This window comes from Streptosporangium saharense (assembly GCF_014203715.1).
GTDB classification, from domain to species: domain Bacteria; phylum Actinomycetota; class Actinomycetes; order Streptosporangiales; family Streptosporangiaceae; genus Streptosporangium; species Streptosporangium saharense.
Window position 1 is genome coordinate 1,298,456 of the sequence record NZ_JACHJP010000002.1, and the last position, 25,682, is coordinate 1,324,137.

The following is a 25,682-nucleotide window of genomic DNA, read 5'->3' on the forward strand; positions in this document are numbered from 1 at the left end:
CATGATCCAGGACACACTGACGGACGCGGGCGACGACCTGGTCCTCGGCGGGGAGAAGTTCTCCTCTCGGCTCATCATGGGCACCGGGGGCGCGCCCTCGCTTGAGGTCCTCGAACAGGCGCTGGTCGCCTCGGGCACCGAGCTGACCACGGTCGCGATGCGGCGCCTCGACCCCGCGGCGCGGGGCTCGGTGCTCGACGTGCTGCGCGGGCGCGGCATCAAGGTCCTGCCGAACACCGCGGGCTGCTTCACCGCCGGGGAGGCGGTGCTGACCGCGCGGCTGGCCAGGGAGGCGCTGGAGACGAACTGGGTGAAGCTGGAGGTCATCTCCGACGAGCGCACCCTGCTGCCCGACCCCATCGAGACCTTCGACGCCGCCGAACGGCTGGTCGCCGACGGCTTCGTCGTGCTGCCCTACATCGGCGACGACCCGGCCCTGGCGCGCAGGCTCGAACAGGCCGGGTGCGCGGCGGTGATGCCGCTCGGCGCCCCGATCGGCTCGGGGCTGGGCATCAGGAACCCGCACAACATCGAGCTGATCGTGGAGGCCTCGGGCGTCCCGGTGATCCTCGACGCCGGGATCGGCACCGCGAGCGACGCGGCGCTGGCGATGGAGCTCGGCTGTGACGCGGTCCTGCTCGCCACCGCCGTGACCAGGGCGCGCCGTCCCGACCTGATGGCCGGGGCCATGCGGCAGGCGGTCGTCGCGGGCCGCATGGCCAGGGCGGCGGGCCGCATCCCGCGCCGCAGGTACGCCGAGGCGTCCTCCCCCATGACTCCCTAGAGACCATGACTCCTTAGAGATCGGTCAACTTCTCCGCATCGGTTTCGAACACGCCGACCCTGTGGGCGCCAAATCGCCCGTAAACTCTGCCGGGTGGACACGACGCTTACGGACCCCCTGGTCGGGAAACTCCTCGACGGGCGTTACCGCGTCGAGTCCCGGATCGCCCGGGGCGGGATGGCGACCGTATACCTGGCTCTGGACGTCCGGCTCGACCGCACGGTCGCCGTGAAGGTGATGCACCGCAACCTCGCCGAGGACCCCGCCTTCGTGCGCAGGTTCATCGGCGAGGCCAAGTCGGTGGCGAGTCTGTCGCACCCCAACGTGGTGCACGTGTTCGACCAGGGGACGGACGGGGGCAACGTCTACCTGTCGATGGAGTACGTCCCCGGGCGCACCCTGCGCGACGTGCTCCGCGAGCGGGGCAGACTGCCCGCCCGCGAGGCCCTGGAGGTCATGATCCCGGTCCTGGCCGCGCTGGGGGCCGCCCACCAGGCCGGGATGATCCACCGGGACGTCAAGCCGGAGAACGTGCTGCTCGCCGACGACGGGCGGGTCAAGGTCGTGGACTTCGGCCTGGCCCGCGCGATCGAGGCGACGAACCAGACGCGCACGGGCGTCATGATCGGCACCATCGGCTACATGTCGCCGGAGCAGGTGACGGCGGGCTCCGCCGACGCCCGCAGCGACGTCTACGCCGCGGGGATCATGCTGTTCGAGCTGGTCACCGGGCGTCAGCCGTACGAGGGCGAGACGCCGATGTCGGTGGCCTACCGGCACGTCCACGACACCGTGCCGCCGCCCTCCTCGCTGCTGCCGGACATCTCACCGCTGATCGACACGCTGGTGGCCCAGGCGACGGCGCGCGATCCCGCGATGCGTCCGGTGGACGCGACCGCGCTGCTGGTCGCCGCGGTCGAGGCGCACAGGACGCTGCCCAGGGACAGCGGCCCCGCACCGGCCGGTGCCACGGGACAGGCGACGGGTCCCACGGGCGGGCACGCCGCCGCGGGGTTCCGTCAGCCCCCCGCCCCACAGGCCGGTGTCAACCACACGCTGATCCAGCCCAGGGGCGACCTGCTCACCGGCCCCGCGGCCGACCTGCAACCGCCCGCCCCGGCGCGCAGGAGGTTCCGGCCGAACTGGTACCTCGTCGCGCTGGCCGTGGTGATGGTGGTCGCGGTCGGGGTGACCGGCTGGCTGTTCTCCCAGAACAGCACGATCGTCGTCCCGGTCCTCACCGGCAAGAACGTCAACGTCGCCGAGAGCGAGGCCAGGGCCCGCGGCTTCCTCGTCGAGATCGGCAAGCCGGAGAACAACGAGAAGGTGCCGAAGGGCAACGTCATCAGGACCGAGCCGGTCGCGGGCGCCGAGGTGGACAAGCAGACCAAGCTCGTGCTGTTCCCCTCCGACGGTCCCAAGCGGGTCGCGGTGCCCAACGTGGTCGGCATGACCGAGGCGCAGGCGCGGTCGGACCTGGCCAAGGTGGCGCTGACCGTCGACGAGGTCAAGAAGCAGCCCAGCGACACCGTGCCGCGCGGGCAGGTCATGCGGACCGTCCCCGCCGTGGGCAACCGGGTCAGGGAGGGCACCAAGGTCGATCTGCTGGTGAGCGCGGGCGTGGTCGCGCCCGACGTCAAGGGCATGCCCCGTGACCAGGCGGACGCCTTCCTGCGCGGCGCCGGGTTCGTGCCCGAGTTCGTCGAGCAGACCGACGCCGCCCAGCCCTGCACGGTCATCGCCCAGGACCCGCAGCCGAACGCGGAGATCGACAGGGGCGCGACCATCAGGCTCACCCTGTCGCTGTGCAACAACCCCCAGTGGCACTGGCCCTGGGAGATCAACAACAACTCCGTGCCCGGCGACAACGGCGCCCAGCAGGGCCAGCCCCTGGTGGTCGTCCCCAACGTGATGTTCAAGGACGTCAAGGCGGCCCGTGAGGAGCTGCGCGTCGCGGGGATGAAGGTGTCCGTGCGCAGGGGGATGGGCAGGGGCAGGGTCCTGGCGCAGCGCCCGCCCGGCGGCCAGCAGGTCCCCCCGGGCACCGAGGTGACCCTCTGGCACTGAGCCCGCTGGCCACTGAGCCTTCCGGTGCCTTCCGGTGCCTTCCAGGGGCTTTCGGTGCCAGGGGCTCCAGTGCTGAGGGCTCTGGTGCCGAGCCTTCCCGGCCCCGCCCCGGTGGGTCACAGGTGCTGGCGCGCCACGGTCTCCGCGAGCCGTTCGAGTAGCGGGCCCGCCTCGGCCAGGCACACGGCCCGGTCGGGTTCGAGGTCGGTGAGCGGGTAGGCGGCCGTGATGCCCGCCGCGTTCAGTTCCTCCTCGTCCAGGTCACACCGGCCGCACACCGCCACGACCGGCACCCCCGCCTTCGCCGCCGCCGAGGCGACCCCGGCCGGGGCCTTGCCGCGCAGGGTCTGCCCGTCGAGCGCACCCTCGCCGGTGATGACGAGGCGGGCGCCTTCGAGCCGCCGGTCGAAGCCGAGCAGGTCGAGCATGTACTCGATGCCGGGGCTGAAGGTGGCCCGCAGGAAGGCCAGGGCGGCGAAGCCCGTCCCTCCCGCCGCGCCCGCGCCCGGCATCCCCGCCACGCCCATGGCACGGACGACGCCGTCGTGCTCGACGGCACCGGCAAGGCCGTGGGTGTGCGTGGCGACGGCGGCGAGCCTGGCCAGGGCCCTTTCCAGTATCTCGACCTCCTCGGGGCTGGCGCCCTTCTGCGGGCCGTAGACGGCGGCGGCGCCGTACGGGCCGAGCAGGGGGTTGTCCACGTCGCAGGCGACGACGAACTCGACGCCGTCGAGGGGCAGGGTTCCCGAGGTGTCGATCCTGTCGAGCAGGCGCAGGGCGCCGCCGCCGTCGGGCAGTTCCTTCCCCTCGGCGTCCAGGAAGCGCACGCCGAGCGCCCGCATCATGCCCGTGCCGCCGTCGGTCGAGGCGCTGCCCCCGATGCCGAGCACGATCCTGCGCGCGCCGCGCCACAGGGCGTCGGCGACCAGTTCGCCGGTGCCACGGGTGGTCGCGGTCAGCGGGGCGCCCGCGCCGGGGCCTCCCGGCAGCCTGCGCAGCCCGGAGGCCTCGGCCAGCTCGACGACCGCCGTCGGCCCCGCCTCTCCCTCGGTGGCCTCACGCCAGGCGTAGGCGGCCCGCACCGGCTCTCCCGTCGGGCCGGTGACCTGGGCCTCGACGCGGGTGAACCCGGCCGCGACGGCGGCCTCGACGGTGCCGTCACCGCCGTCGGCGACCGGCAGCGCTACCACGGTGACGCCGGGGCCGAGCCCCCTGGCCACGTGCGCGGCGACCTCGGCCGCGCTCAGCGACCCCTTGAACTTGTCCGGGGCGACGACGACATGGCCCGGCGACTGAGACAACCCTGCTCCCTGGGGCGAAGAACGGGCGGACGACGGCACGCGCCGCCCTCCGCTTGACGAACGCCCATCATCACACCACGCCCATGCCGTACGGCGGGGCCCGAGGGTCCCCCTAGACTGGCTCCGTCATGAATCACGTGTCCCTCATCGGCGGACACGTCTCCGTCGCCGGTGGCCTGGCCACGGGCGGCCTGCGGGCGGCCTCGGAGATCGGCGCCGAGGTGATCCAGGTGTTCGTCACCAACCCGCGTGGCTGGGCGCTCGCCGAGGGCGACCCCGCCGAGGACGCCCTGCTGCGCGAGTCCGGCATGCCGTGTTTCGTGCACGCGCCGTACCTCGTCAACCTGGGTTCCCCTAACCCGGAGACCCTGGACAGGTCGGCGGCGACCGTACGGCACTGCCTCAGGCGCGCCCACGCGATCGGCGCCAGGGGGGTTGTCGTCCACACAGGGTCCGCGGTGACCGACACCCGCGAGAAGGCCATGGGCAGGCTGCGTGAGCGGCTGCTCCCGCTGCTCGACGAGGTCCCGGACGACGGCCCCGACCTGCTGCTCGAACCGATGGCGGGGCAGGGCGCGATGCTCTGCGCGACAGTCCAGGACCTGGAGCCCTACCTCGCGGCCCTCGACTGGCATCCGAGGGCGCGTGTCTGCCTGGACACCTGTCACACCTTCGCGGCCGGTCACGACATCTCGACCGAGGCCGGGGTCGCCGAAACCCTCGACGCCCTGCACGCGCTGGCCCCCGGGCGGCTCGGGCTGGTCCACGCAAACGACTCCAAGGACGTGTGCGGCTCGAAGAAGGACCGGCACGCGAACATCGGCACCGGCCACATCGGCGTGCGGGCCTTCGGTCACCTGCTGCGGCATCCGGTGGTCGTGGGGGTGCCGGTCTGCGTCGAGACCCCCGGCTCCGCCGCCCGCGCGGACATCGAGACGCTCAAGGGGCTCCGTCCGGCGGTCCGCCGTTCCCGGGTGACCGCGGGAACGACACTCTAGACCATCGGTTTCCGGGTGTGACGGGACGCCCGCGGCCCGCAATCCGGCCGCCCCCGCGTGGCCGGATCGCTCGGACCCGCCCCCGCAGGTCGGCGCGGGCGTCCCGTCACACCGGAGGCCGCCGGGCCCCCTCCCCCGATTGGGGCCCGGCAATGGGTGACCACGTGCTGGGTGTCACCCGGGGTTCCGCGGACCAGGAACTTCGAGCCTTCCGGCTCTGTCCCCCTCTCTGGCGCCGCGGGTTTGGCTCTCCGATGTACGGAACACTAGAGGGGACGCTCCGGGGACGACTCACCATTTTTTGACCAGCACGATTAACGGTGTGTAGCCGTCGATGTACGGAGCGTTCTCAGACGACGAGCGGCAGAGCGTGGACGACGAGCGGTCGCCCCCGTCAGGTCCGGTCCGCGGTCAGGACCCCGGTGCGGTGGAGGTGGTCGCGGGCCGCCGCGATGGCCTGCGGCGTGGTGGCGAAGACGTGCCCCTCCTCGTCGAGGCGGGCGATGACGCCCAGGGCGTTCAGCGGCTGGTGGTGACCGTCACGGATGCCGGAGACGTAGACGGTGATGCCGCGCCGCCGCAGCCGCCCGATGGCGTCGGCCAGGACCAGGGCGCCGCTGGCGTCCACGGTGGTGACCCTGGACATGCGCAGGACGACCACCGAGACGTCGGCCACCTGCGAAAGCTGCAGCAGGAAGCGGTGGGCCGCGGCGAAGAACAGCGGCCCGTCCAGGCGGTAGGCGACGATGTGCTCGGCCAGCAGGGCGTGTTCCTCGTCGGTGTGGTCACCGGGCAGGTCGGGGCGGAGCGACACGGCCTCAAGGCGGGCGTCGCGGGCGACGGCCCGCAGCGCCAGCGCCCCGGCCACGACCAGGCCGAGGATGACGGCCTGGACCAGGTCGAGCGCCAGGGTCGCGACGGCGGTCAGCGCCAGCACGACGGCGTCGCCGCGGGTCGAGCGCAGCATGGCGGCGACCGAGCCGACCTCGACCATCCGGATCGCGGTGGCCAGCAGCACCCCGGCGAGCGCGGCCAGCGGGATCCTCGCGACCAGCCCGGCGGCGGTGAACACGATCAGGCCCAGGATCACGGCGTGCGCGAGCGCGGCCAGCCGTGACTGGGCGCCCGAGCGGACGTTGACGGCGGTGCGGGCGATCGCGCCGGTCGCCGGGACGCCGCCGAACAGCGGGGCGACCATGTTGGCCAGCCCCTGCCCGAACAGCTCCCGGTCGGGGTCGTGCCGGTGGTTGACGCTCATGCCGTCGGCGACGGCGGCCGACAGCAGCGACTCAAGCCCGGCCAGCGCGGCCACCGCGACGGCGGGGGCCAGGAGCGAGCCCAGGGCGGTGAGATCGAGGAAGGACAGCGAGGGGGCAGGCAGCCCCGAGGGCAGCTCGCCGATCCGGCCCGCCTCGATCCCGGTCAGCTCGACCACGACGGTCGCGCCCACCACGGCCAGCAGGGAGAAGGGGATGGTCGGCCGCCACCGGGCGCCGACGAGCATCGTCGCGGCCACCCCGAGCGCGATCACCGGCGCCCATCCGCCGGGGTGGGCGGCGAAGTCCAGCACGGCCCGCCAGGCCACGACCGTGACCTTGTCCCCCTCCGGGGTCGCGACGCCGAGGGCGGCGGGGATCTGCTGGAGGCCGATCACGCAGGCGATGCCGAGGGTGAAGCCCTCGACCACCGGGGCGGGCACCAGCGCCATGTACCGTCCGGCGCGGGCCAGTGCGAGCGCGACCAGCAGCACCCCGGCCATCACGCCGACGGTCAGCACCCCCGAGGCGCCGTACTCGTGCACGATCGGCACCAGCACCACCGTCATCGCCCCGGTCGGGCCGGACACCTGGAGGCCGGAGCCGCCGAAGAACGCGGCGACCGTGCCCGCGATCACCGCGGTGGCCAGCCCGGCGGCGGCGCCGAGGCCGGAGGAGATGCCGAACCCGAGGGCCAGCGGCAGCGCGACGATCGCCACAGTCAGCCCGGCGAGCAGGTCCCTGCCGGGGCGGCGGCCCATCGCGGCCAGGTCCGCCCGTCCTGGCAGGAGCGCGCGCAGGCGGCCGCCCGGTGAAGCCACCGTGTTCACGAGGTGCCGCTCCCCGTACTGTCCTGCAGCAGCTCGTCGAGCAGCTCGTTCTGCCCGGTCAGCTTCTCCGTCAGCAGTTCTCGTGCCGCCCGCAGCAGGCCCGCGACGCGTCCACCGGCCAGCGCGTAGACCACGGTGCTGCCCTCGCGCTGCGCGGTGACCAGGCCGGAGCGGCGCAGCACCGCCAGGTGCTGGGACAGGCCGGTCGGCTCGACCTCGATCGCGGCCAGCAGTTGCCGTACCGGCCTCGGGCCGTCCTGCAGCAGCTCCAGCACGCGGATCCGCACCGGGTGCCCCAGCAGGCGGAACAGCTCGGCCTTGGCCTCGTACAACGGCACCGACATCACGAGTCCAGCTCCTCGGGGGAAAGGGGGCCGACGTCCAGGCTCACCCCGTGTTCACGGGCGAGGCGCTGGACGTCCTCCCACTCGTTACTGGCCGCCAGACCGGCGTGCGCGTCATCGTCCTCACGGGCCTCCTGCAGGGCCCGCCATGCCTGGCGTGCCCGCTCCCTGACCGCCGCGGTGAAAGCCGTACTCACGTCACCCCTCGCTGTCGCGGCGCGGCCCGGGGGGACACACCTACGTAATTGCGAACTTTCGCAATTACGATACCTCGTGACCGGGGTGGTTCCGCGACCGCCCCTCCCGGGCCCGCGGCGAAGGGGTCACTCCTCGCCGGAGAAGCGCTCCCAGGCCGACTGGCGCGTCATGTCCAGGGCGGCGCCGATCCTGGCCCAGGTGACCCCGCGGCCGCGCAGTTGCTCGACCCAGGCCTTCAGGTCGGCCTCGACCCTGGCGCTGGCCGCCGCGACGCGGGGCAGGTGGGAGAGGATCTCCTCGTCGGTCATGCCGTCGGGCCAGGGGATGTCGGGGACCCGCTCCTTCTCGGGGGCCGACTCGTCCGGCGACGGCCGCTCGGTGGCGACCCGCGTCTCGGCGAGGATCGCGACGCAGAGATCGACGCACTCGTTGCAGATGTAGACGCCGGGACCGGCGATCACCTTCTCGACCTTGGACTTGGACTTGGCGCAGAAGGAGCAGAGGATGTCCTGCTCGGTGAAGGATGACGCGGGCATGCGGCCCTCCAAGGCACACGGCTGTCAGGCCCACCCTGACAAGCATCACCGTGAGCCTATAGCGTCAGGCCGAGCCTGACAACGTCAGTCGAGTGCCCCCTGGGCGGGGGGACGGTCCTGGAGCTGGCGGACGAGCCGCTCCCTGACCCGCCGGGTGTGGCGGCGGCTGACCGGCAGCGTCTCGGCGCCCACCCGCAGCGTCACCTTGCCGCCGTCGAAGTGCAGCTCGCTCACGTGCCGGGCCGAGACCAGCGTGCTGCGGTGCACGCGGATGAAGCCGGAGGAGGCCCAGCGGCGCTCAAGCGCGGCCAGCGACATGCGCACCAGGTAGTTGCCGTCGACGGTGTGCAGCCGCACGTAGTCGCCCTTCGCCTTGGCGAACCTGACCGCCTGCTGGGCGACGAACCTGGTCTTGCCCCCCAGCTCGACCGGGATCACGTCGTCGATCTCGGGCTCGCCCGGCGCCTGCGTGGCGCTTTCGAGGCGTCGTACGGCCTCGGCCAGCCGGTCGGGTCTGACGGGCTTGAGAAGGTAGTCGACAGCCTCAAGCTCGAAGGCCTGGACCGCGCAGTCCTCGTGGGCCGTGACGAAGACCAGCCGGGGAGGGTTGGGGAAGCCCCCGATGAGACGTGCCATGTCGAGGCCGTCGAGACCGGGCATCCTGATGTCGAGGAAGACGCCGTCGAGCCGCTCGCCCGCCCCGATCATCTGGACCATGTCCTGCAGCGCGTTCACCCCTCCGGAGGCGGTGAAGACGTGCTCGATGCGGGGGTCCTGACGCAGGAGGTAGGCCAGCTCCTCCAGCGCGGGGACCTCGTCGTCGACAGCCAGGACTCTCAACATGGCCCCACGCTGCCCGCTGTGGCCGCCCGCCGCAAGGGGGGTGACAACTTAGCGTAACGAGATGACTACAATTAGCTATGCCCGGCAGGAGATCTTGGGAAGGCGCAGCCGCACCTTGGTCCCCGCGCCCGGCGCGGTCTCGACCACCAGCCCGTAGTCCTCGCCGTAGATGTGGCGCAGCCGTACGTCCACATTGGCCAGGCCGATGCCGCCCTCGCCCCGCTCGCCGCGCGAGTCGTCGCCGAGCAGCAGCCTGGCCCGCTCGGGGTCCATGCCGAGGCCGTCGTCCTCCACGCTGACGTGCGCCTCGGAGCCCGCGTCGGAGACCAGCACCCGCACCTCGCCGCAGCCCCCGGTCGTGGCCATGCCGTGCTTGATGGCGTTCTCGACGAGCGGCTGCAGGCACAGGAACGGCACCGGGACCGAGAGCACCTCGGGGGCGACCCTGACCGTGAAGCGCAACCTCTCGCCGAACCTGGCACGTTCCAGCAGCAGGTAGCGGTCCACGCAGTGCAGCTCGTCGGCGAGGGTGGTGAAGTCACGCTCGCGGCGCAGGGCGTATCTCGTGAAGTCGGCGAAGTCCATCAGCAGTTCGCGGGCCCGCTCGGGGTCGGTGCGGACGAACGAGGCGATGGTCGTCAGCGAGTTGTAGATGAAGTGCGGGGAGATCTGCGCGCGCAGCGCCCTGGTCTCCGCCTCCATCGCCCGCCGCCGCGAGGAGTCGAGCTCGGCCAGTTCGAGCTGGCACGAGACCCAGCGGGCGACCTCGGTGACGGTCCTGACCAGCGCGGGGCCCACCGCCGAGTCGTAGGCGGCCAGCGCGCCGACGACCCGCCTGTCCACGGTGAGCGGCACGACGACCGCCCCCCTGATCGCGCACCCCGGCAGGCCGCAGGCCAGGGCGTGCCCGGTCACCACGCGCGGCCTGCCGGTGGCGAGGACCGCGCGGGCGTGGCCCGGGGCGTGCTCGCGCTGGCAGTCCGCCTCGCCGTCCCAGGCGAGCACGCCGTCCACGTCCGTCACCGCGATGGCGCCCGCGCCCAGCAGGGCGTGCAGGTGGCGGATCGCCTTGCGGGCCGAGTCGCGCGTCAGGCCAGCACGCAGGGACGGGGCCGCCAGCGCGGCGACGTGCAGGGTCGCGAAGGTGGCCTCGTCCGGTGAGCCGCCCGCGCGGCGGGAGAAGACGGGGGTGACGGGAGTACGGCCTGGCACAACGAATCCCAGGAGAGTCCTGACGGCGCAGAGCAGCGCCCAGACACTGGTCGACATGCGGGAAACCGTAGTCAAACCCGCCTGTCAATCAGGCAAGAACGCCGATCACGGCGGCCCTTCACCCGGTTCCTCCTGATAGGAGTAGCGCTGCTCCCGCCACGGATCGGCGACGTTGTGGTAACCGCGCTCCTCCCAGAAGCCACGCCTGTCCTCGACGAGATACTCGACGGCGCGCACCCACTTGACGCTCTTCCAGGCGTAGAGGTGGGGCACCACGGCGCGGACGGGGAAGCCGCGCTCCGGGGCGATCGGCTTCTCGTCCAGTTCGAGGGCGAACAGCGTGTGGTCGTGGGCGAAGTCGCTCATCCGCACGTTGGCGCTGTAGCCGTACTCCGCCCAGATCATGACGTGCCTGACCTCGGGGGCCGGGGGGACCAGCTCCATCAGCGTGGCGGCCGAGACGCCGCACCACTCGTTGCCCATGATCGAGAACTTGGTGACGCAGTGGAAGTCCGCGATGACGCTGGTGCGGGGCAGCTCGGAGAACTGGGGCCAGGTGAAGCTGTGCGGCTCCCCCGAGGCGGTCGCCCCCATGACCTGCAGCCGCCAGGAGGCGGGCCGGAAGGTGGGCACCCTCCCGTAGTGGATCACCGGATGTCCCCGGGGGACGTACTGCCCGGGAGGCAGGCGCGCGTCCTCCCCCGCAGGTTCGGGCTGCTCCACCGTCACTCCCTCGTCACTCCCCTCGCCGTCGCGCCCCCGTCACACGGGGCGATGCCGTCGCGCCCCGGTCACACGGGGCAATCCTGCCACCGCGCACGTGTCGCTCCTACGGCGGCCACCCGCTAACGCTCCCCGACGTCACCCGGCGTTCACGGGTCCGCCATGGTCACCCGCCCGCCCGTCAGGGTGTTCCGGCGGTGCGCTACTATTGCCCGCGATGCGTACTGCGTTCTGGTTTTGGTATGGCGACGGACCCGTGGGTTGGACCGTTCGCCTCCAGATGCTGCGCTAGACAGCCTGGCGAACGTGAAGGCCCCGGGTCCGGACAACGGACCCGGGGCCTTTCGTCTTTCCCGGCTCTTCCACCTGATCGGCGAATCCCCCGGATCAACGAAGGAGAGAAATGGTCATCGTCATGGGCCCCGAGGCGACACAGGGCGACATCGAGGCGATCGTGGAGATCATCGGCAGCGCGGGCGGCGACGCCTTCGTCAGCCGTGGCGTCAGCCGTACGATCATCGGCCTCGTCGGGGACGTGGAGCAGTTCGGCACGCTCAACCTGAAGGGCATGCGCGGGGTCGCCGAGGTGATGAGGGTGACGGCCCCCTACAAGCTCGTCAGCCGGGACAACCACCCCGAGCGCTCCACGGTCAGGGTCGGCGGGGTGCCGATCGGCCCGGGTCTGGTCACCCTGATCGCGGGCCCGTGCGCGGTCGAGACGCCGCAGCAGACGCTCGACGCCGCGTTGATGGCCAAGGCCGCGGGGGCGACCCTGCTGCGGGGCGGCGCCTACAAGCCCCGCACCTCCCCCTACGCCTTCCAGGGGCTGGGCGAGGCGGGCCTGCGCATCCTGGCCGACGTGCGTGAGGAGACCGGGCTGCCCATCGTGACCGAGGTCGTGGACGCCCACGACGTGGAGCTCGTCGCCTCCTACGCGGACATGCTGCAGGTCGGCACCCGCAACGCGCAGAACTTCGCGCTGCTGCAGGCGGTCGGCGGGATCGGCAAGCCGGTCATGCTCAAGCGCGGCATGAACGCCACCATCGAGGAGTGGCTGATGGCGGCCGAGTACATCGCCCAGCGCGGCAACCTCGACATCGTGCTGTGCGAACGGGGCATCCGCACCTTCGAGACGGCCACCCGCAACACCCTCGACGTCTCCGCGGTGCCGATGGCCCAGCGCCTTTCCCACCTGCCGGTCATCATCGACCCGTCCCACTCGGGCGGACGGCGTGACCTGGTGCTCCCGCTGACCAGGGCGGCCATCGCCGTCGGCGCGGACGGTGTGATCATCGACGTCCACCCGCAGCCCGAACTGGCCCTGTGTGACGGCCCGCAGGCGCTGGTCCAGGGGGACCTCGACGAGCTGTCCGAGGTGATGCGCCGCCTGCCTCCGCTGCTCGGCAAGACCGCAACCGGCGACGCCCTCGCCACCGCCTGACGATCATCGACGGGTACGGCCCGCGGGCCGTACCCGTCAGTAGCATCGTACTCACCGGTAACTGAGTAGGAACGCCCACGCGCGGCGCCCCCCGAGGCCGGGATCGTGGAGACATGACCAAGACGATCCAGCCCCGGCACACCGGCGCCTTCTACATCCAGTCGGTCCTGTCCTTCTGCGTCTCCGTCTCGGCGGTCGCCATCGGCGTCGCCTATCTCCCGGTCGAGGCCTGGGTCCGCGCCTTCCTCGGCATCGGCGTCCTGTACGTCGTCACCTCGGCCTTCACCCTGGCCAAGTGCGTGCGCGACCGCCAGGAGCTGACCGACGTCACCAGCCGCGTCGACCGGGCACGGCTGGAGAAGCTCCTGACCGAGCACGACCCCTTCAAGCCCGTCTGAGCCTCACACCTGCAGCTTGTACTCCTGCAGGGACCCGGCAAGCTGTACGGCCAGCTCCTCGGCGTCCAGGCGTCGCTCGATCTGCTTCAGATCGGCGATCTTGGCGGCGGTCTCCGCCCTGCGGGGCGCCAGGAGCGTGCAGCAGTCCTCGTCGGGCAGCTCGGAGATCTGCAGGGTGCCGATCCGGCGGGCCTCCGCCATGATCTCGGTCTTGTCGAGGCCGATGAGCGGGCGCAGGATCGGCATGTCGACCGCGTCGTCCTGGGCGGTGATGTTCTGCAGCGTCTGGGAGGAGACCTGCCCCAGCGAGTCGCCGGTGATCAGCGCCCCGGCCCTGAGGCGGCGGGCGACCTCCTCTGCGGTCTTGAGCATCAGGCGCCGCTGGGAGATGACCGCGAGCCGGTCCTGGCCGGAGGCCTTGATGGACTGCTGGGCCTTGCCGAAGGGCACGACCCACAGCCGGGACCCGCCCTGGAACTTGTCCAGCGCCCTGGCCAGGGCGTACGCCTTGTAGATCGACTCCGAGGTGGTGAAGGGGATGCCGGAGAAGTGCAGGAAGTCCACCCGCAGGCCCCGGCGCATCATCCGGTAGGCCGCGACCGGGGAGTCGATGCCGCCGGACATCAGCACCAGCCCCCTGCCGCTGGTGCCGACAGGAAGGCCGCCCTGGCCCGGCTGCCCGCCGGTGAAGACGAAGATCTCGTCGCGGTCGACCTCGATGGAGACCACGAGCTGCGGGTTCTTCAGGTCGACCGGCAGGCCGTAGATGTCGTTCAGCTCGCCGCCGACGGACCGGTCGAGCTGCATCGAGGTCAGCGGGAAGCGCTTGTCGCGGCGGCGCGAGCGGACCGCGAAGGAGACGCCCCGCCGTACGTCCTCGCGGTCGGCGAGCAGTTCGATGGCCGCCTTGGTGACCGCGGCGGGGTCCTTGGCGACCCGCCACGCGCGGTGGATCCAGACCAGGCCGGGCACGTTCGAGACGCGTTCGGCGACCACGTCGGCGCGTTCGACCCCCGAGCCCTCCGGCAGGAAGAGCGCGATGACCCCGTGGCGCTGCCGCAGGTCCACCTTGAAGTCCAGGTCCTTGACCGAGGCCTTGATGTTGCTCTGCAGGCGGCGTTCGAAGAGCTCGCGGTTGTTTCCCTTGAGGACGACCTCGCCCAGTTTGAGCAGAACGCAGGGCTCGCCCAAGGCCGACATCGTCATGGCGCAACCTCCGGTGGAACTTCGAGGGGAAACATGGGTGCACGGCACCGCCGTCACGCGGCGGGAACCCTCGGGACCACGCCACAACGCCAAGTGTCGCGCGTTCCCCGATAAAGACAACTCACTTTAGTCGCCCCCGGGACCGTCGAGCCCCTGCTCGATGGCGTAGCGGATCAGCTGTGCCCGGTTGTGCAGCTGAAGCTTGTTCAGCGTGTTCTGGACGTGGTTCTGCACGGTTCTGTGCGACAGGACCAGACGCTCGGCGATCTGCCGGTAGGACAGTCCCTTGGCGACCAGGCGGAGCACCTGCGTCTCCCGCTCGGTCAGGCGGGGACCGTCTGCGGGGACCGGCTGGGCGGCCAGCCTGCGGTACTCCCCTAGCACGAGCCCGGCCAGGCCGGGGGTGAACACCGCGTCGCCCTGCGCGGTACGGCGGACCGCGTCCAGGAACTCCTGCCGACTCGCCGATTTCAGCAAATATCCGGATGCGCCTGCCTTGACGGCCTCAAGCACGTCCTCCTGCTCGCCGCTGGCCGACAGCACCAGGATCCGGGGCTGGGGGTCGTGGGCCGCGAGCCTTCTGGCCACCTCCACCCCGGACAGGTCGGGCAGCCGCAGGTCGAGGACGACCAGCTCCGGCCTGACCGCGGCCGCGGCCCGAAGGGCCTGCCCTCCCTCGCCTACCGTCGCCACGACCTCGTATCCCGCCTCGGTGAGGTCCCTGGCCACCCCGTCCCGCCACATCGGGTGGTCGTCAACCACCATCACGCGCATCCGCCCACCTTAGACGGGAACGGACATCTCGATCTCGGTCCCCTCGCCCGGTGACGACATGATCGTGACCGTGCCGCCGAGGTCGGCGAGGCGGCCCCTGATGGACTGGGCGACGCCGAGCCGCCCGGCCGCCGCGGCCTCCTCAAGGCGTCCCTCGGGGATGCCCGGCCCCTCGTCCCTGACGGTGACGGTGACCAGGCCGTCGTCGCTCTCGGCGAAGACCCAGGCGGGGGCGTGCGGGCCGCAGTGCCCGGCCACGTTGTCCAGGGCGGCGCCGACCGCGGCGGCCAACTGCCGGGCGACGGCCTCGGGCAGGGTCAGCGGGGTCGCGGGGACGGAGACGGTCACCGAGGCCGAGCCGTACGCCTGGAGCAGGGCGCGCAGGTCGGCGACGCCGTCGCGGGGCGGCTCTGGGCGGAGCCTGACCAGCTCGCGCAGCGCGGCCTCCTGCTCGCCCGCGAGCCTGCCCAGCTCGGCCGCCTCTCCCCCGATCTCCTGGCCCCTACGCTGGACCAGCGCGAGCACCTGCAGCACCGAGTCGTGGATGTCCCTGGCGATCCTGTCGCGCTCGCGTCCGGCCGCCTCGATCTCGATGGCCCGTTGCAGGCGCGCCTCGGCCCGTCTGGCGAGCTGGGCGACGTGGCCGACCAGGACCCCGGCGAGGAAGAGCAGCACGCTTCCGTTGATCGGCAGGTTCTCGAATCCGACGCCCGGTCCGCCCAGGTCGTGCAGCCACAGGTCGGCCATCGAGACGACCAGCGCGGCCACGGCCCCGGCGCGGCGCCCGCCGTACACGCCCCACGCCAGCACCGCGCCGCCCATCCAGGTGCCGGTGACCGGCAGGCTGCCCGTCCGGTAGACGCCCTGGACCAACGGGGTGGCCAGCAGGCAGACGAGCGTCACGAGCATGTCGACGGCCAGGAGCGTACGGCCGCGCAGCTCGGGCGAGGAGTAGGCGTAGGTCGTGGCCGCGGTCCACAGCGCCATGAGGCCGATCACCAGCCAGCCGGTCATCGGGTGGGCGTAACCGCCCGCGCGCAGCAGCAGGACGATCGCGTAGACCAGGGACGCGACGCGGAAGACCGCGATGACCCGCCAGAACGGACCCTCGATCCCCGTCACGCCCCCGACCCTACCGCCCCGTACGTCCCGCTCTTTCCCTCCTAGAAAACCCCCCTTTTACGCACAACGACCATCAACTGTCATAATCCAACAAATCACCCACTGACTCAGAAATTGGAACATGTCCCACGTAGACCACTTCTCATATGGCCTGGTCACCCCCATCGCGGCCTACATCGTCTCGACCATCGGGTGCATGCTGGGCCTGGCGCTCACCGCCAGGGCACGGGCGACAACCGGTCCCGCGCGGGCGCGCTGGCTGGTCGGCGGCGCCCTCTCCATCGGGGGCACCGGTATCTGGGTCATGCACTTCGTCGCCATGATGGGCTTCACGGTCGGCGGCAACCCCATCCGCTACGACGTGCTCCTGACGACCGGCTCCATGCTGCTGGCGGTCGTGGTCGTCGGCGTCGGCCTCTTCCTGGTCTCCTCAAGGGGCGACAGGCCCGCCTGGCTGCTGCTCAGCGGCACGATCACCGGCCTCGGTGTGGCCGGGATGCACTATCTCGGGGTGTTCGCGATGAACATGTCGGCGGCCGTCTACTACGACGTGACGCTGATCGCCCTGTCGGTCGTCATCGCGATCGTCGCCTCGACCGTGGCGCTGTGGTTCAGCCTCAGGACGGGTGGGACGCTCGCCACGGCGGGCGCGGCCCTCATCATGGGTATCGCGGTGTGCGGCATGCACTACGTCGGGATGTTCGCGATGGAGGTGCACCCCCGCATCTCCCTGACGCCCGTCGAGGGGGCCCGCGGCATCGACTTCATGCTGCCGATCCTGGCGGTGGTCAGCCTGCTGACCCTCGGTCTGCTGCTCGCCGCCATCCTGGCGCCCTCGGAGCAGGAGATGCGCGCCGACGCCGAGCTGCTGGCCCACCTGGAGAACCGCCGCACCGCCGCGCGCCACGCCGCGACCTCCGCCACCCCCGCCGCTCCCACCGCGCCGCCCGCCTCCGCGGAGCGGCGGCCCCCCTCGCTGTTCGACGCCCGCGAGAGGTGATGTACGGCTTGCGCCCGGTCAGGCCGCCGCTGAGGCGCAAGCCGCACATGGAGGGGTGACGGATCGTCGCTCATCCGCGACCCCACGTTACGGCCCGGGGGTTGCAGAACGTTTGCAAGCAGATACAGGGCGTCGGCGGCACCCGGCCGCCGACGCCTGTCCGGCCTGTCAGCCGAAGAAGACCTCGGCCTCCTCGTAACGACTGACCGGCACGGTCTTCAGCTCCTTGGTGGCCTCGTCGAGGCCGACCGTGACGACGTCCGTGCCGCGCAGCGCGACCATGGTCCCGAAGCGGCCCTCGTTCACCGCGTCGATGGCGTGCAGCCCGAACCGGGTCGCCAGCACCCGGTCGAAGGCCGTCGGCGTGCCGCCGCGCTGGATGTGGCCGAGGACCGTGGTCCTGGCCTCCTTGCCGGTGCGCTTCTCGATCTCCTTGGCCAGCGTCTCGCCAATGCCGCCGAGGCGGACGTGCCCGAAGGCGTCGAGCTCACCGGCCTGCAGGGCCATCTGTCCCTCGATCGGGTGCGCCCCCTCGGCGACCACGATGATCGGCGCGTAGCGGGTCTTGAACCGTGACTCCACGTAGGCGCAGACCCGGTCGATGTCGAAGGGCTTCTCCGGGATGAGGATGACGTTCGCCCCGCCCGCCATGCCCGCGTGCAGGGCGATCCAGCCCGCGTGACGGCCCATGACCTCGCAGATCAGGGCGCGATGATGGGACTCGGCGGTGGTGTGCAGCCGGTCGATCGCCTCGGTGGCGATGTTGACCGCGGTGTCGAAGCCGAAGGTGTAGTCGGTGGCGTTGAGGTCGTTGTCGATGGTCTTGGGCACGCCGACGACGTTGACGTCCTTGTCGAAGAGCTGCTTGGCCACGCCGAGGGTGTCCTCGCCGCCGATGGCGATCAGCGCGTCGACCCCGGTGGCGACCAGGTTGTCCTTGATCCTCTCGACACCGCCGTCGATCTTGATCGGGTTGGTCCGCGACGAGCCGAGGATCGTCCCGCCGCGCGGCAGGATGCCACGGACCGCCTGGACGTCCAGGGGCATGGTCTCGCCTTCGAGTGGCCCTCGCCACCCGTCGCGGAAGCCGACGAACTCGTGGCCGTAGACACTCACGCCCTTGCGCACGACGGCGCGGATAACGGCGTTGAGGCCGGGGCAGTCGCCGCCCCCGGTAAGCACTCCAATACGCATGGCATCCTCCGGTGGTGGTTCCGAGGCAAGCGGCCAGACTTTAATGGGGTGACGCGGCCGGCGATCGAGGGATTTTCGGACGCCGACGCAAGGCATTCTGCCTGTCGACAAGCCAATGGTCTAGACCAAAACGAAGGAGTCCCTCATATGTCGGTTCTCGCCATCGACGCCGGGACGACCGGGGTCACCGCGCTGGTCGTGACCGAGGACGGCCGCGTCGACTCCCGTGGCTACCAGGAGTTCCCCCAGTACTTCCCCGAACCCGGCCGGGTCGAACACGATCCCGGGGAAATCTGGCGGGCCACCCTGGCGGCCTGCCGTACGGCGTTGGAGGGGGCGGGGGCGAGGCCGAGCTGTGTGGGGATCACCAACCAGCGCGAGACCGCGGTGGTGTGGGATTCGGACACCCTCGACGCGCCGCGCCCGGCGATCGTCTGGCAGGACCGCCGCGGTTCGGCGATCTGCGCGCGGCTGCGCGAGGCCGGGCACGAGCCGCGCGTCAGCGAGTTGACCGGGCTGCGGCTCGACCCCTACTTCACCGCGACGAAGCTCACCTGGCTGGCCGAGAACGACCCCGGCACCTGGGCGCGGGTGCTGTCCGGCGAGGCCGTCGTGGGCACCGTCGACTCCTATCTGGTGGCGCGGCTGACCGGTGGGGCCCGGCACGTGACCGACGCCTCGAACGCCTCGCGCACGCTGCTGTACGACCTGGAGGCGGGCGGCTGGTCGGCGGAGCTGTGCGGGCTGTTCGGGGTGCCGCGCGAGGCTCTGCCGGAGATCGTGCCCAACCACGGGGAGATCGGGGTGACCGACCCCGACGCCTTCCTCGGCCTGGCCCTGCCGATCGGCGGCATGGCGGGCGACCAGCAGGCGGCGCTGTTCGGTCAGGCGTGCTTCTCCCCCGGCGACGTCAAGTGCACCTACGGCACGGGGTCGTTCGTGCTGATCAACACCGGGAGCGAGCCGGTACGGCCCGGCGGGGGGCTGCTGACGACGGTGGCGTGGCAGGCGCCCTCCGGGGAGATCACCTACGCCCTTGAGGGCTCGATCTTCGTCACCGGGGCCGCCGTGCAGTGGCTGCGCGACGGGCTCGGGCTGATCGGCCAGGCCGCGGAGTCGGAGGCGCTGGCCCGTACGGTCCCCGACAGCGGCGGCGTGGTCTTCGTGCCCGCGCTGACCGGGCTGGGCGCGCCGTACTGGGACCCGGACGCGCGGGGCGCGATCCTCGGCCTCACCCGGGGCACGACCGCCGCCCATCTGGCCAGGGCGACGCTTGAGGCGATCGCGTTCGAGGTGCGCGACGTCGTCGAGGTCATGACGGGCGCGGCGGGCCTGCGGATGCCCGTGCTGAAGGCGGACGGCGGGGCCAGCGGCAACGACCTGCTCATGGAAACGCAGGCCGCCCAGCTCGGCGTGCCGGTCGAGCGGCCCGCGATCCAGGAGACCACCGCGCTCGGGGCGGCCTTCCTCGCCGGGCTCGGCACCGGTGTCTGGTCGTGCGCGGACGAGCTGCGCGAGACCTGGACCCTGGACCGGCGCTTCGAGCCCGGCGGGCGGGACGAGAAGGCTGTCGAGGAGAGCTACGCCCGATGGCTCAAGGCCGTCGGCCGTGCCCGTTCCTGGGCTTGACCCGGTGCCGGTCGTGGCGGGCGCCGCGCGCCACGGGACGGTGCCCGGCCCGCTGACGCTTCCAGCGGCCCATGGGCACGCGGCTCTTGGCAGCGTCGCGGGCGCGGTCCTGGACGTGGCCCCTGACCCGCTGCAGCGGGCTCAGGCCCAGGGCGGCGAGGTTGTCCCTGGCCGGGTGCGTGAGGGCGGCGGGGCCCTCGGCGAAGACCTTCAGCACGTTCGTCGTGGCGGCGCGGACGAAGAGCGCGGCCCGGTCGGTGACGCCGTGGCCGCAGGCGGAGCCGCGCATCGCGCAGACCCAGCGCATCGTGCCCGTGCTGAACACGCCCGCGCCGCTCGGCGCGTTGTAGTAGGCGGTGTGCGCGGTCGTCGGCCGTCCGCTGCAGTCGACAGGGGATATGGACAGAACCTCCATGGGTCGTGGCAGCGGCATGGTCGGCAGCACCTCGTCGGTCTCCACCCCCGCCAGGCCGGGGAAGGAGGTGCCGCGCCGTACGCCGGTGCCCTCGAAGACCCAACTGTCGGGGGTGTGGACCACGTAGGTCGCCTCCGCCGGGAAACAGGTATACATCGGGCCGGTCAGTGAGCTCTCCGGCTCCGTCACCCGCCAGCGGTCGGTGGTCGGGTCCACCCGGCCGTCCTTGTGGCAGATCACCATACGGTTGTGGCCCAGCGGGGTGGAGGCGAAGCGGATGCGCCAGTAGACGGCGTTCGCGCCGAGGAAGGCGAGGTTGACGCCGCGGTCGCGGGCGGCCTCGACCGTACGGCGCATGCCGACCGACCAGTACTCGTCGTGCCCGAGGGAGACGAGTCCCCTGGCGCCGTCGAGGATGTGCGGGTCGTCCTCAAGTTCGAGGTTGGTGATGTAGGCCAGCGGGACACCGCTCTTCTCGGCGACCTCGATCGCGGGGCGCTCCATGTCGAGGAAGAGTCTGGCGCCCGAGGTGTCGTAGGGCCGGTCGAAGCTGACGGCCGTGGACCTGTCCTCGAAGCCGCCGGGGCCGAGGTAGAGGCTGCGCCCGCCCCAGAGGTTGTACGCCTGCCAGGTGGTGACCCCGTTGACGACGACCAGGCGGCCCTCGGTCGAGGCCGACCTGACGGTGATGGGGACGAACCTCCTGGCGCCGGTGGAGGCTTCGAGCCGGATCAGGTAGGAGCCCTCGGGCCAGTCCGCGGTCTCGACGGCGGGGCCGGGCTTCCAGTGGACGGCGGTGACCATGCGGGTCTCGGGAACCGTCCTGGCGGGCTCCTGGACGATCCCGGGCAGCTTGGGCGACTCCCAGACCTTCCTGGCCCCGGCGCCGCCGTACCAGCCCATCCTGAAGGCGGTCGCGGTGTAGTGGGCGGCCGTGGTGGACACCCGCAGCCTGAAGGTCTCGCCGGGCAGCACGCTCACCTTGTCGGCGTAGCCCTCGATCTCGTGCTCGCCGCCCCTGGGGGTGGCCTGCCAGTGCGGGTCGCCCGGTTTCGCGTTCTCGGCCTCGGTGGTGTTGGGATCCTCCTGGGGCGCCGTGACGGGCAGGGTCGCGGCGACGGGCCGCGCTCCACCGTCCAGGGTGGCGCCGGGGGCGACGGCCACGGTGCCGGTCGCCGGGGCGCACCCGGCGACCGCCGCGGCCGTGATGGTCACGGCCAGCGTGACCGTCAGATGAGTGAACGCTCGGAACATGGCCCCAGCATGATCACCGGCACCGTTCTCACCGGGGAGGCCCGTCCGTGGCTGTCCGGGGACTTGGCCGGATCTTGGTCCTCGCGCGCCTCACGACCCCAGCGGGGCTCTCAGGGCAGGGTGAGCACGCATGAAGGGGTTCCGGTGGCGAAGACCACCGGGTCCGGCTGCGGGATGCCGTCCTTGAGCACCAGTACGGCCACGCCGTCGGAGCGCTGGTTGGCCACGTACAGCCGGTCGTCGGCGATGGCGAAGTGCCTGGGCCACGATCCACCGCAGGCGACCTCGGCGACCGGCTCCAGGGTGTGGGGGGAGAGGACGGAGACGGTGTCGGGTCCCCGGTTGGCGACGTAGAGGAAGCCTCCGGCGACCTCCAGGTGCGAGGGGTAGTTCGTGCCGGGCGCCGAGCTGGCCGGGGCCGCCACGAGCTCGTTCCAGGCGTCGTCGTAGACGCGCACGGTGCCGTCGAGCTCCCCGACCACGTACCAGCGGTCCGCGAAGCGGGTCATGTGCCGGGGCCCCATGCCCGGCGCCAGCCGTACCGGACCTTCGGGGTGGGGCACGACCCTGTCGTCGGCGGGGTCTGTGAGGTAGCGGCGCACCTCGTCGGCGCCCAGGTCGGGCACGTGGAGCACGCCGTCGGGGCCGAAGACGGCCTGGTGGGCGTGGGAGCCCTTCCGGTAGGGGAAGGAGCACAGCTCGGTCAGCAGGCCCGCCTGGCTGACGTGGTGCACGCTCACCGTGCCGTCGCCGTAGTTGGCGACCGCCAGCAGGCGCCCCGTCGGATCGACGGCCAGGTGACAGGGGGATGAGCCGCCGCTGGGGCGCTGGCCCAGGGGGGTGGGGGCTCCCTCGCCGAGGGCGTAGACGCCGACCGTGCCGCGCTCGCTCTCTCCCACGGTGTAGAGCACCGGGAGCCGGGGGTGGACCGCGAGGAACGACGGCCCGCTCGCGGGCGTGGTGCCGAGCCTGGTGAGGCTGCCCAGCTCGACCACGGTGATCCCCGTGCCGGTTCCTCCGGTGTCGGGGGTGTATCCGCCGATGTACGCGACCTCAGCCATCATGCTCCCGTCCCTGGGTCGGACGGCGCGCCGCCCGAAAATCTTCAACCGTTCTCGGCCAGTCTGCGAACTTAGCGCAGTGTCCCACCCCCCGGGCACCCTCCTTTTCCCGGATCCCGCCGTGTTCACCCATGCCCCGCGCGGGGGCCTTCATTGACCTGGACAACGGGAAAGTTGATCGTGTCAACCATGGAGAACCTCGTCGCGCGGATCCGCGCGTTCAACCACTTCTACAACGAGGTCATCGGCGCTCTCCACCGGGACATGGTCAACACCCCCTACTCCCTCACGGAGGTGAGGGTCCTGTGCGAGCTCAACCTGCGGGACCGTATGGAGACCGGCGAGCTGCGGCGGCTGCTCGAACTCGACTCCGGCTACCTCAGCCGGATGCTGGGGCGCTTCGAGACCGACGGGCTGGTCATCCGCGAGCGTTCGCCCGCCGACGCCAGGCGGCAGATCGTCGCGCTGACCGAGGCGGGCAGGATCGCGTTCACCAACGTCGACGAGCGCTCGGCCGCCCAGGTGCGCGACCTGCTTGAGGGGCTGACGGAGGAGGAGCGGGAGCGGCTGGCCGCGAGCATGGCGACGGTCAGGGAGATCCTCTCCAGGAACAGGAGCGCGGCGCCGTACGTCATCCGTCCGCCCAGGACAGGGGATCTCGGCTGGGTCGTGCAGCGGCACGGGGTGCTCTACAGCCAGGAGTACGGCTGGGGCCTGTGCTTCGAGGCCAGGGTCGCCAGGCTCGTGGCCGACTACGCGGAGAAGTACGACCCCCGGCGGGAGGCGTCGTGGATCGCGGAGATCGACGGCGACCGGGTCGGCTGTGTCTTCTGCGTCCGCAGGGACGACGAGACGGCCCAGCTCAGGCTGTTGCTGGTCGAGCCGTCCGCCAGGGGGATGGGCATCGGCAGGCGACTCATCGAGGAGTGCCTGCGCTTCGCGGGGAAGACGGGCTACCGGCGGATCATGCTCTACACCAGGGACGTGCTGACCGACGCGCGGCGGATCTACCGGACGGCAGGCTTCGAGCGGGTCGAGGAGCACACCATGGGCGGCGTCGTCGAGGAGACCTGGATCATGGACCTGTAGGGTAATTCCTTCTATCTTGATAGGTATTATCTGGTTAGTATCTGAGCAACCACGAGGAAGGGGGCGGCGACGGTGCGGTTCCACTGGTTCCTGCCGACCACCGGTGACGGTCACCACGTCAGGCCCGCCACGACCACGGTCGCGGCGGGGACGGCGGCGGACCGTCCCGCGACGCTCGGCTACCTGACCCAGGTGGCCGGGGCCGCCGAGGCGTCCGGCTTCGACGCCGTGCTGACCCCCGTCGGGGCGGGCTGCATGGACCCTCTCGTGGTGTGCGGCGCGGTCGCCGCGCGGACCGAGCGGCTCAGGCTGCTGGTCGCCTTCAGGCCGGGGTTCACGCTGCCGACCCTGCTCGCCCAGCAGGCGCAGACCTTCCAGGAGATCAGCGGCGGACGGCTGCTGCTCAACGTGGTGACCGGTGGCGACCCGCTCGAACAGCGCGCCTACGGCGACTTCCTCGACCACGACGCCCGTTACACGCGCACCGGGGAGTTCCTGAGCGTGCTCCGCCGTACGTGGGAGGGCGGGCCCTTCGACCACGAGGGCGAGCACTACCGGGTCGAGGGCGGCGGGCTGGCCAAGCCGCTGGCCGACGTCCCGGAGATCTACTTCGGCGGGGCCTCCCCCGCCGCCGAACGGGTGGCCGCCGCCCAGGCCGACGTCTACCTGATGTGGGGCGAGCCCCCGGCGATGGTCGGTGAGCGGATCGCCAGGATGCGGCGGCTGGCCGCGGAGGCGGGCCGTGAGCTCCGCTTCGGCATCCGGCTGCACGTCATCGCCCGTGACACCTCCGAGGAGGCGTGGGCCTGCGCCCGGCGCCTGCTCGACGGCATGGACCCCGAGCGGATCGCCGCCGCCCAGGCGCGCTTCGCCCGGATGGACTCCGTGGGCCAGAGCCGGATGGCCGGGCTCCACGGGGGTTCCGCGGATGCGCTCGAGATATCACCCAACCTCTGGGCGGGGGTGGGACTCGTCCGCGAGGGCGCCGGCACGGCTCTGGTCGGCAGCTACGCGGAGGTCTCAGAGCGCATCCGCGGGTACGCCTCACTCGGCCTGTCCGAGTTCATCCTGTCCGGGTGGCCGCACCTGGAGGAGGCCTGGCGGGTCGGCGACTTCGTCCTGCCCCGCCTGACCGCTCCCGTCCCCGTGCCATGAGCACGATCACCGCTCCTTCGGAGAACACGACCGGCGAGCAGGCCCCGGCGCGGAGCGGGGCGCCGAGCCTGTGGCGCTCGCTCGCCCTGCGGGCCGGGGCGGTCGTCGCGCTGGTCGCGATCTGGCAGGCCGTGGCGATGGCGCGCGTCTGGCCACCGGTCTTCGTGCCGGAGCCCGCGGCCGTCTGGGAGCAGTTCCTGCGCACGACCGGCGAGGGCGTCAGCGGCTACACCCTCCAGGAGCACCTGCTCGTCAGCCTGCGCCGCATCCTTCTCGGCTGCCTGTACGGCGTGACGGGCGGGGTCGTCCTGGGGCTGCTGATCGGCATGGTCCCGACGCTGCGGGCGCTGCTCGGGCCGCTGGTGACGTTCGTGCGGACGCTGCCGCCGCTGGCCTACCTCAGCCTCCTGGTGATCTGGTTCGGCATCGACGAGGAGCCCAAGATCTGGCTCCTGCTGCTGGCCGCGCTCCCGCCCGTCGCGGTCGCCACCGCGGACGCGGTGCGCGGCGTGCACGAGGACTACCTGAACGCGGCCCGCTCCCTGGGCGCCCGGGGACACGAGCTGCCGCTCAGGGTCGTCCTGCCGAGTGCGCTGCCCGAGATCGTCACGGGTGTCAGGGTCGCCGTCGGCGTCGCCTACACCACGGTCGTCGCCGCGGAGACCGTGAACGGGGTGCCCGGGATCGGCGGCATGGTCCGTGACGCGCAGCGCTACAACCAGACCGACGTGGTGGTGCTCGGCATCCTCGTCATCGGGCTGTCCGGCCTGCTCATCGACTTCCTGCTGCAAACGCTCGACCGGCGCCTCGTTCCGTGGCGCGGCCGTACCTGAACGAGGCCCGAACGAGGCC

General features: G+C 71.8%; 23 protein-coding genes and 1 pseudogene. 10 read left to right on the forward strand and 14 right to left on the reverse strand.

What is annotated here, in order from left to right:
• Position 1: 1 nt before the first annotated feature.
• Together FHS44_RS14755 and pknB are read left to right on the forward strand one after the other, a co-directional pair.
• On the forward strand, positions 2-784 hold the full coding sequence (locus FHS44_RS14755) for a thiazole synthase (protein ID WP_184714660.1): 783 nt from the start codon (positions 2-4) through the stop codon (positions 782-784).
• 93 nt (positions 785-877) lie between these two features.
• Positions 878-2,851, forward strand: a complete 1,974-nt coding sequence (pknB, locus tag FHS44_RS14760) for a Stk1 family PASTA domain-containing Ser/Thr kinase (protein WP_184714663.1) — start codon at positions 878-880, stop codon at positions 2,849-2,851.
• A gap of 116 nt (positions 2,852-2,967) precedes the next feature.
• On the opposite strand, the gene FHS44_RS14765 is transcribed toward pknB, so the two are convergent.
• Entirely contained in the window at positions 2,968-4,152 is a 1,185-nt protein-coding gene (locus tag FHS44_RS14765) for a glycerate kinase (RefSeq protein ID WP_184714664.1), read from the reverse strand.
• 128 nt (positions 4,153-4,280) lie between these two features.
• Between FHS44_RS14765 and FHS44_RS14770 the strand changes: the two genes are divergently transcribed.
• Positions 4,281-5,150 carry a deoxyribonuclease IV gene (locus FHS44_RS14770; protein ID WP_184714666.1) on the forward strand — a complete coding sequence of 290 codons (870 nt, stop codon included), beginning with the start codon at positions 4,281-4,283 and terminating at the stop codon, positions 5,148-5,150.
• Positions 5,151-5,544: 394 nt separating this feature from the next.
• Here the strand turns inward: FHS44_RS14770 and FHS44_RS14775 are convergent, their stop codons facing one another.
• From FHS44_RS14775 to FHS44_RS14805, 7 genes and pseudogenes are all read right to left on the reverse strand, one after another.
• Positions 5,545-7,167, reverse strand: coding sequence for a SulP family inorganic anion transporter (locus tag FHS44_RS14775; protein ID WP_184715367.1), 1,623 nt, complete (start codon positions 7,165-7,167; stop codon positions 5,545-5,547).
• Positions 7,168-7,232: 65 nt separating this feature from the next.
• Complete coding sequence (locus FHS44_RS14780; protein WP_184714668.1) at positions 7,233-7,580, reverse strand: ArsR/SmtB family transcription factor; 348 nt, start codon at positions 7,578-7,580, stop codon at positions 7,233-7,235.
• A complete protein-coding gene (locus FHS44_RS14785) occupies positions 7,580-7,777 on the reverse strand; it encodes a hypothetical protein (protein WP_184714670.1) in 198 nt (65 codons plus the stop codon). Before FHS44_RS14785 ends, FHS44_RS14780 begins: the two co-directional genes overlap by 1 nt.
• 393 nt (positions 7,778-8,170) lie before the next feature.
• Positions 8,171-8,314 (reverse strand): annotated as a pseudogene (locus FHS44_RS40990) (ClpX C4-type zinc finger protein); the annotation flags it as partial.
• A gap of 84 nt (positions 8,315-8,398) precedes the next feature.
• A complete protein-coding gene (locus FHS44_RS14795; protein ID WP_184714674.1) occupies positions 8,399-9,157 on the reverse strand; it encodes a LytR/AlgR family response regulator transcription factor in 759 nt (252 codons plus the stop codon).
• A 75-nt stretch (positions 9,158-9,232) separates the two neighbouring features.
• A complete protein-coding gene (locus tag FHS44_RS14800; protein WP_184714676.1) occupies positions 9,233-10,426 on the reverse strand; it encodes a histidine kinase in 1,194 nt (397 codons plus the stop codon).
• Positions 10,427-10,474: 48 nt separating this feature from the next.
• On the reverse strand, positions 10,475-11,092 hold the full coding sequence (locus FHS44_RS14805; RefSeq protein WP_184714678.1) for a molybdopterin-dependent oxidoreductase: 618 nt from the start codon (positions 11,090-11,092) through the stop codon (positions 10,475-10,477).
• 403 nt (positions 11,093-11,495) lie between these two features.
• On the opposite strand from FHS44_RS14805, the gene aroF reads away from it, so the two are divergent.
• A complete protein-coding gene (gene aroF, locus FHS44_RS14810; RefSeq protein ID WP_184714680.1) occupies positions 11,496-12,533 on the forward strand; it encodes a 3-deoxy-7-phosphoheptulonate synthase in 1,038 nt (345 codons plus the stop codon).
• A 113-nt stretch (positions 12,534-12,646) separates the two neighbouring features.
• Positions 12,647-12,931, forward strand: coding sequence for a YiaA/YiaB family inner membrane protein (locus FHS44_RS14815; protein WP_184714681.1), 285 nt, complete (start codon positions 12,647-12,649; stop codon positions 12,929-12,931).
• Between the two features lie 3 nt (positions 12,932-12,934).
• On the opposite strand, the gene thiI is transcribed toward FHS44_RS14815, so the two are convergent.
• The 3 genes from thiI to macS all read right to left on the reverse strand — a co-directional run bounded on the left by thiI (position 12,935) and on the right by macS (position 16,033).
• Positions 12,935-14,137, reverse strand: coding sequence for a tRNA uracil 4-sulfurtransferase ThiI (gene thiI / locus FHS44_RS14820; RefSeq protein ID WP_184714684.1), 1,203 nt, complete (start codon positions 14,135-14,137; stop codon positions 12,935-12,937).
• A 126-nt stretch (positions 14,138-14,263) separates the two neighbouring features.
• Positions 14,264-14,902: a response regulator gene (locus FHS44_RS14825; RefSeq protein WP_221460869.1), complete on the reverse strand. Its 639-nt coding sequence runs from the start codon at positions 14,900-14,902 to the stop codon at positions 14,264-14,266.
• An 18-nt stretch (positions 14,903-14,920) separates the two neighbouring features.
• Positions 14,921-16,033 carry a MacS family sensor histidine kinase gene (macS, locus tag FHS44_RS14830; protein WP_184714688.1) on the reverse strand — a complete coding sequence of 371 codons (1,113 nt, stop codon included), beginning with the start codon at positions 16,031-16,033 and terminating at the stop codon, positions 14,921-14,923.
• A 121-nt stretch (positions 16,034-16,154) separates the two neighbouring features.
• Here macS and FHS44_RS14835 point away from each other — a divergent pair, with 121 nt between their 5' ends.
• Complete coding sequence (locus tag FHS44_RS14835; RefSeq protein ID WP_184714690.1) at positions 16,155-17,033, forward strand: MHYT domain-containing protein; 879 nt, start codon at positions 16,155-16,157, stop codon at positions 17,031-17,033.
• A gap of 168 nt (positions 17,034-17,201) precedes the next feature.
• Here FHS44_RS14835 and FHS44_RS14840 read toward each other — a convergent pair whose 3' ends face one another.
• The gene (locus tag FHS44_RS14840; RefSeq protein ID WP_184714692.1) at positions 17,202-18,227 is read right to left on the reverse strand and encodes a 6-phosphofructokinase; all 1,026 of its coding nucleotides are present in this window, start codon (positions 18,225-18,227) and stop codon (positions 17,202-17,204) included.
• A gap of 147 nt (positions 18,228-18,374) precedes the next feature.
• On the opposite strand from FHS44_RS14840, the gene glpK reads away from it, so the two are divergent.
• Positions 18,375-19,856, forward strand: coding sequence for a glycerol kinase GlpK (glpK, locus tag FHS44_RS14845; RefSeq protein WP_184714694.1), 1,482 nt, complete (start codon positions 18,375-18,377; stop codon positions 19,854-19,856).
• Here the strand turns inward: glpK and FHS44_RS14850 are convergent.
• Both FHS44_RS14850 and FHS44_RS14855 read right to left on the reverse strand, forming a co-directional pair.
• Positions 19,822-21,525, reverse strand: coding sequence for a N,N-dimethylformamidase beta subunit family domain-containing protein (locus tag FHS44_RS14850; protein WP_184714696.1), 1,704 nt, complete (start codon positions 21,523-21,525; stop codon positions 19,822-19,824). The genes glpK and FHS44_RS14850 overlap by 35 nt on opposite strands.
• A 110-nt stretch (positions 21,526-21,635) precedes the next feature.
• The gene (locus tag FHS44_RS14855) at positions 21,636-22,589 is read right to left on the reverse strand and encodes a lactonase family protein (RefSeq protein ID WP_184714698.1); all 954 of its coding nucleotides are present in this window, start codon (positions 22,587-22,589) and stop codon (positions 21,636-21,638) included.
• Between the two features lie 186 nt (positions 22,590-22,775).
• Between FHS44_RS14855 and FHS44_RS14860 the strand changes: the two genes are divergently transcribed.
• From FHS44_RS14860 to FHS44_RS14870, 3 genes are all read left to right on the forward strand, one after another.
• Positions 22,776-23,675, forward strand: coding sequence for a bifunctional helix-turn-helix transcriptional regulator/GNAT family N-acetyltransferase (locus tag FHS44_RS14860; RefSeq protein ID WP_184714700.1), 900 nt, complete (start codon positions 22,776-22,778; stop codon positions 23,673-23,675).
• 72 nt (positions 23,676-23,747) lie between these two features.
• On the forward strand, positions 23,748-24,830 hold the full coding sequence (locus tag FHS44_RS14865) for an LLM class flavin-dependent oxidoreductase (RefSeq protein ID WP_184714702.1): 1,083 nt from the start codon (positions 23,748-23,750) through the stop codon (positions 24,828-24,830).
• Positions 24,827-25,663, forward strand: coding sequence for an ABC transporter permease (locus FHS44_RS14870; protein ID WP_184714704.1), 837 nt, complete (start codon positions 24,827-24,829; stop codon positions 25,661-25,663). The genes FHS44_RS14865 and FHS44_RS14870 overlap by 4 nt, the downstream gene beginning before the upstream one ends.
• Positions 25,664-25,682: the final 19 nt, after the last annotated feature.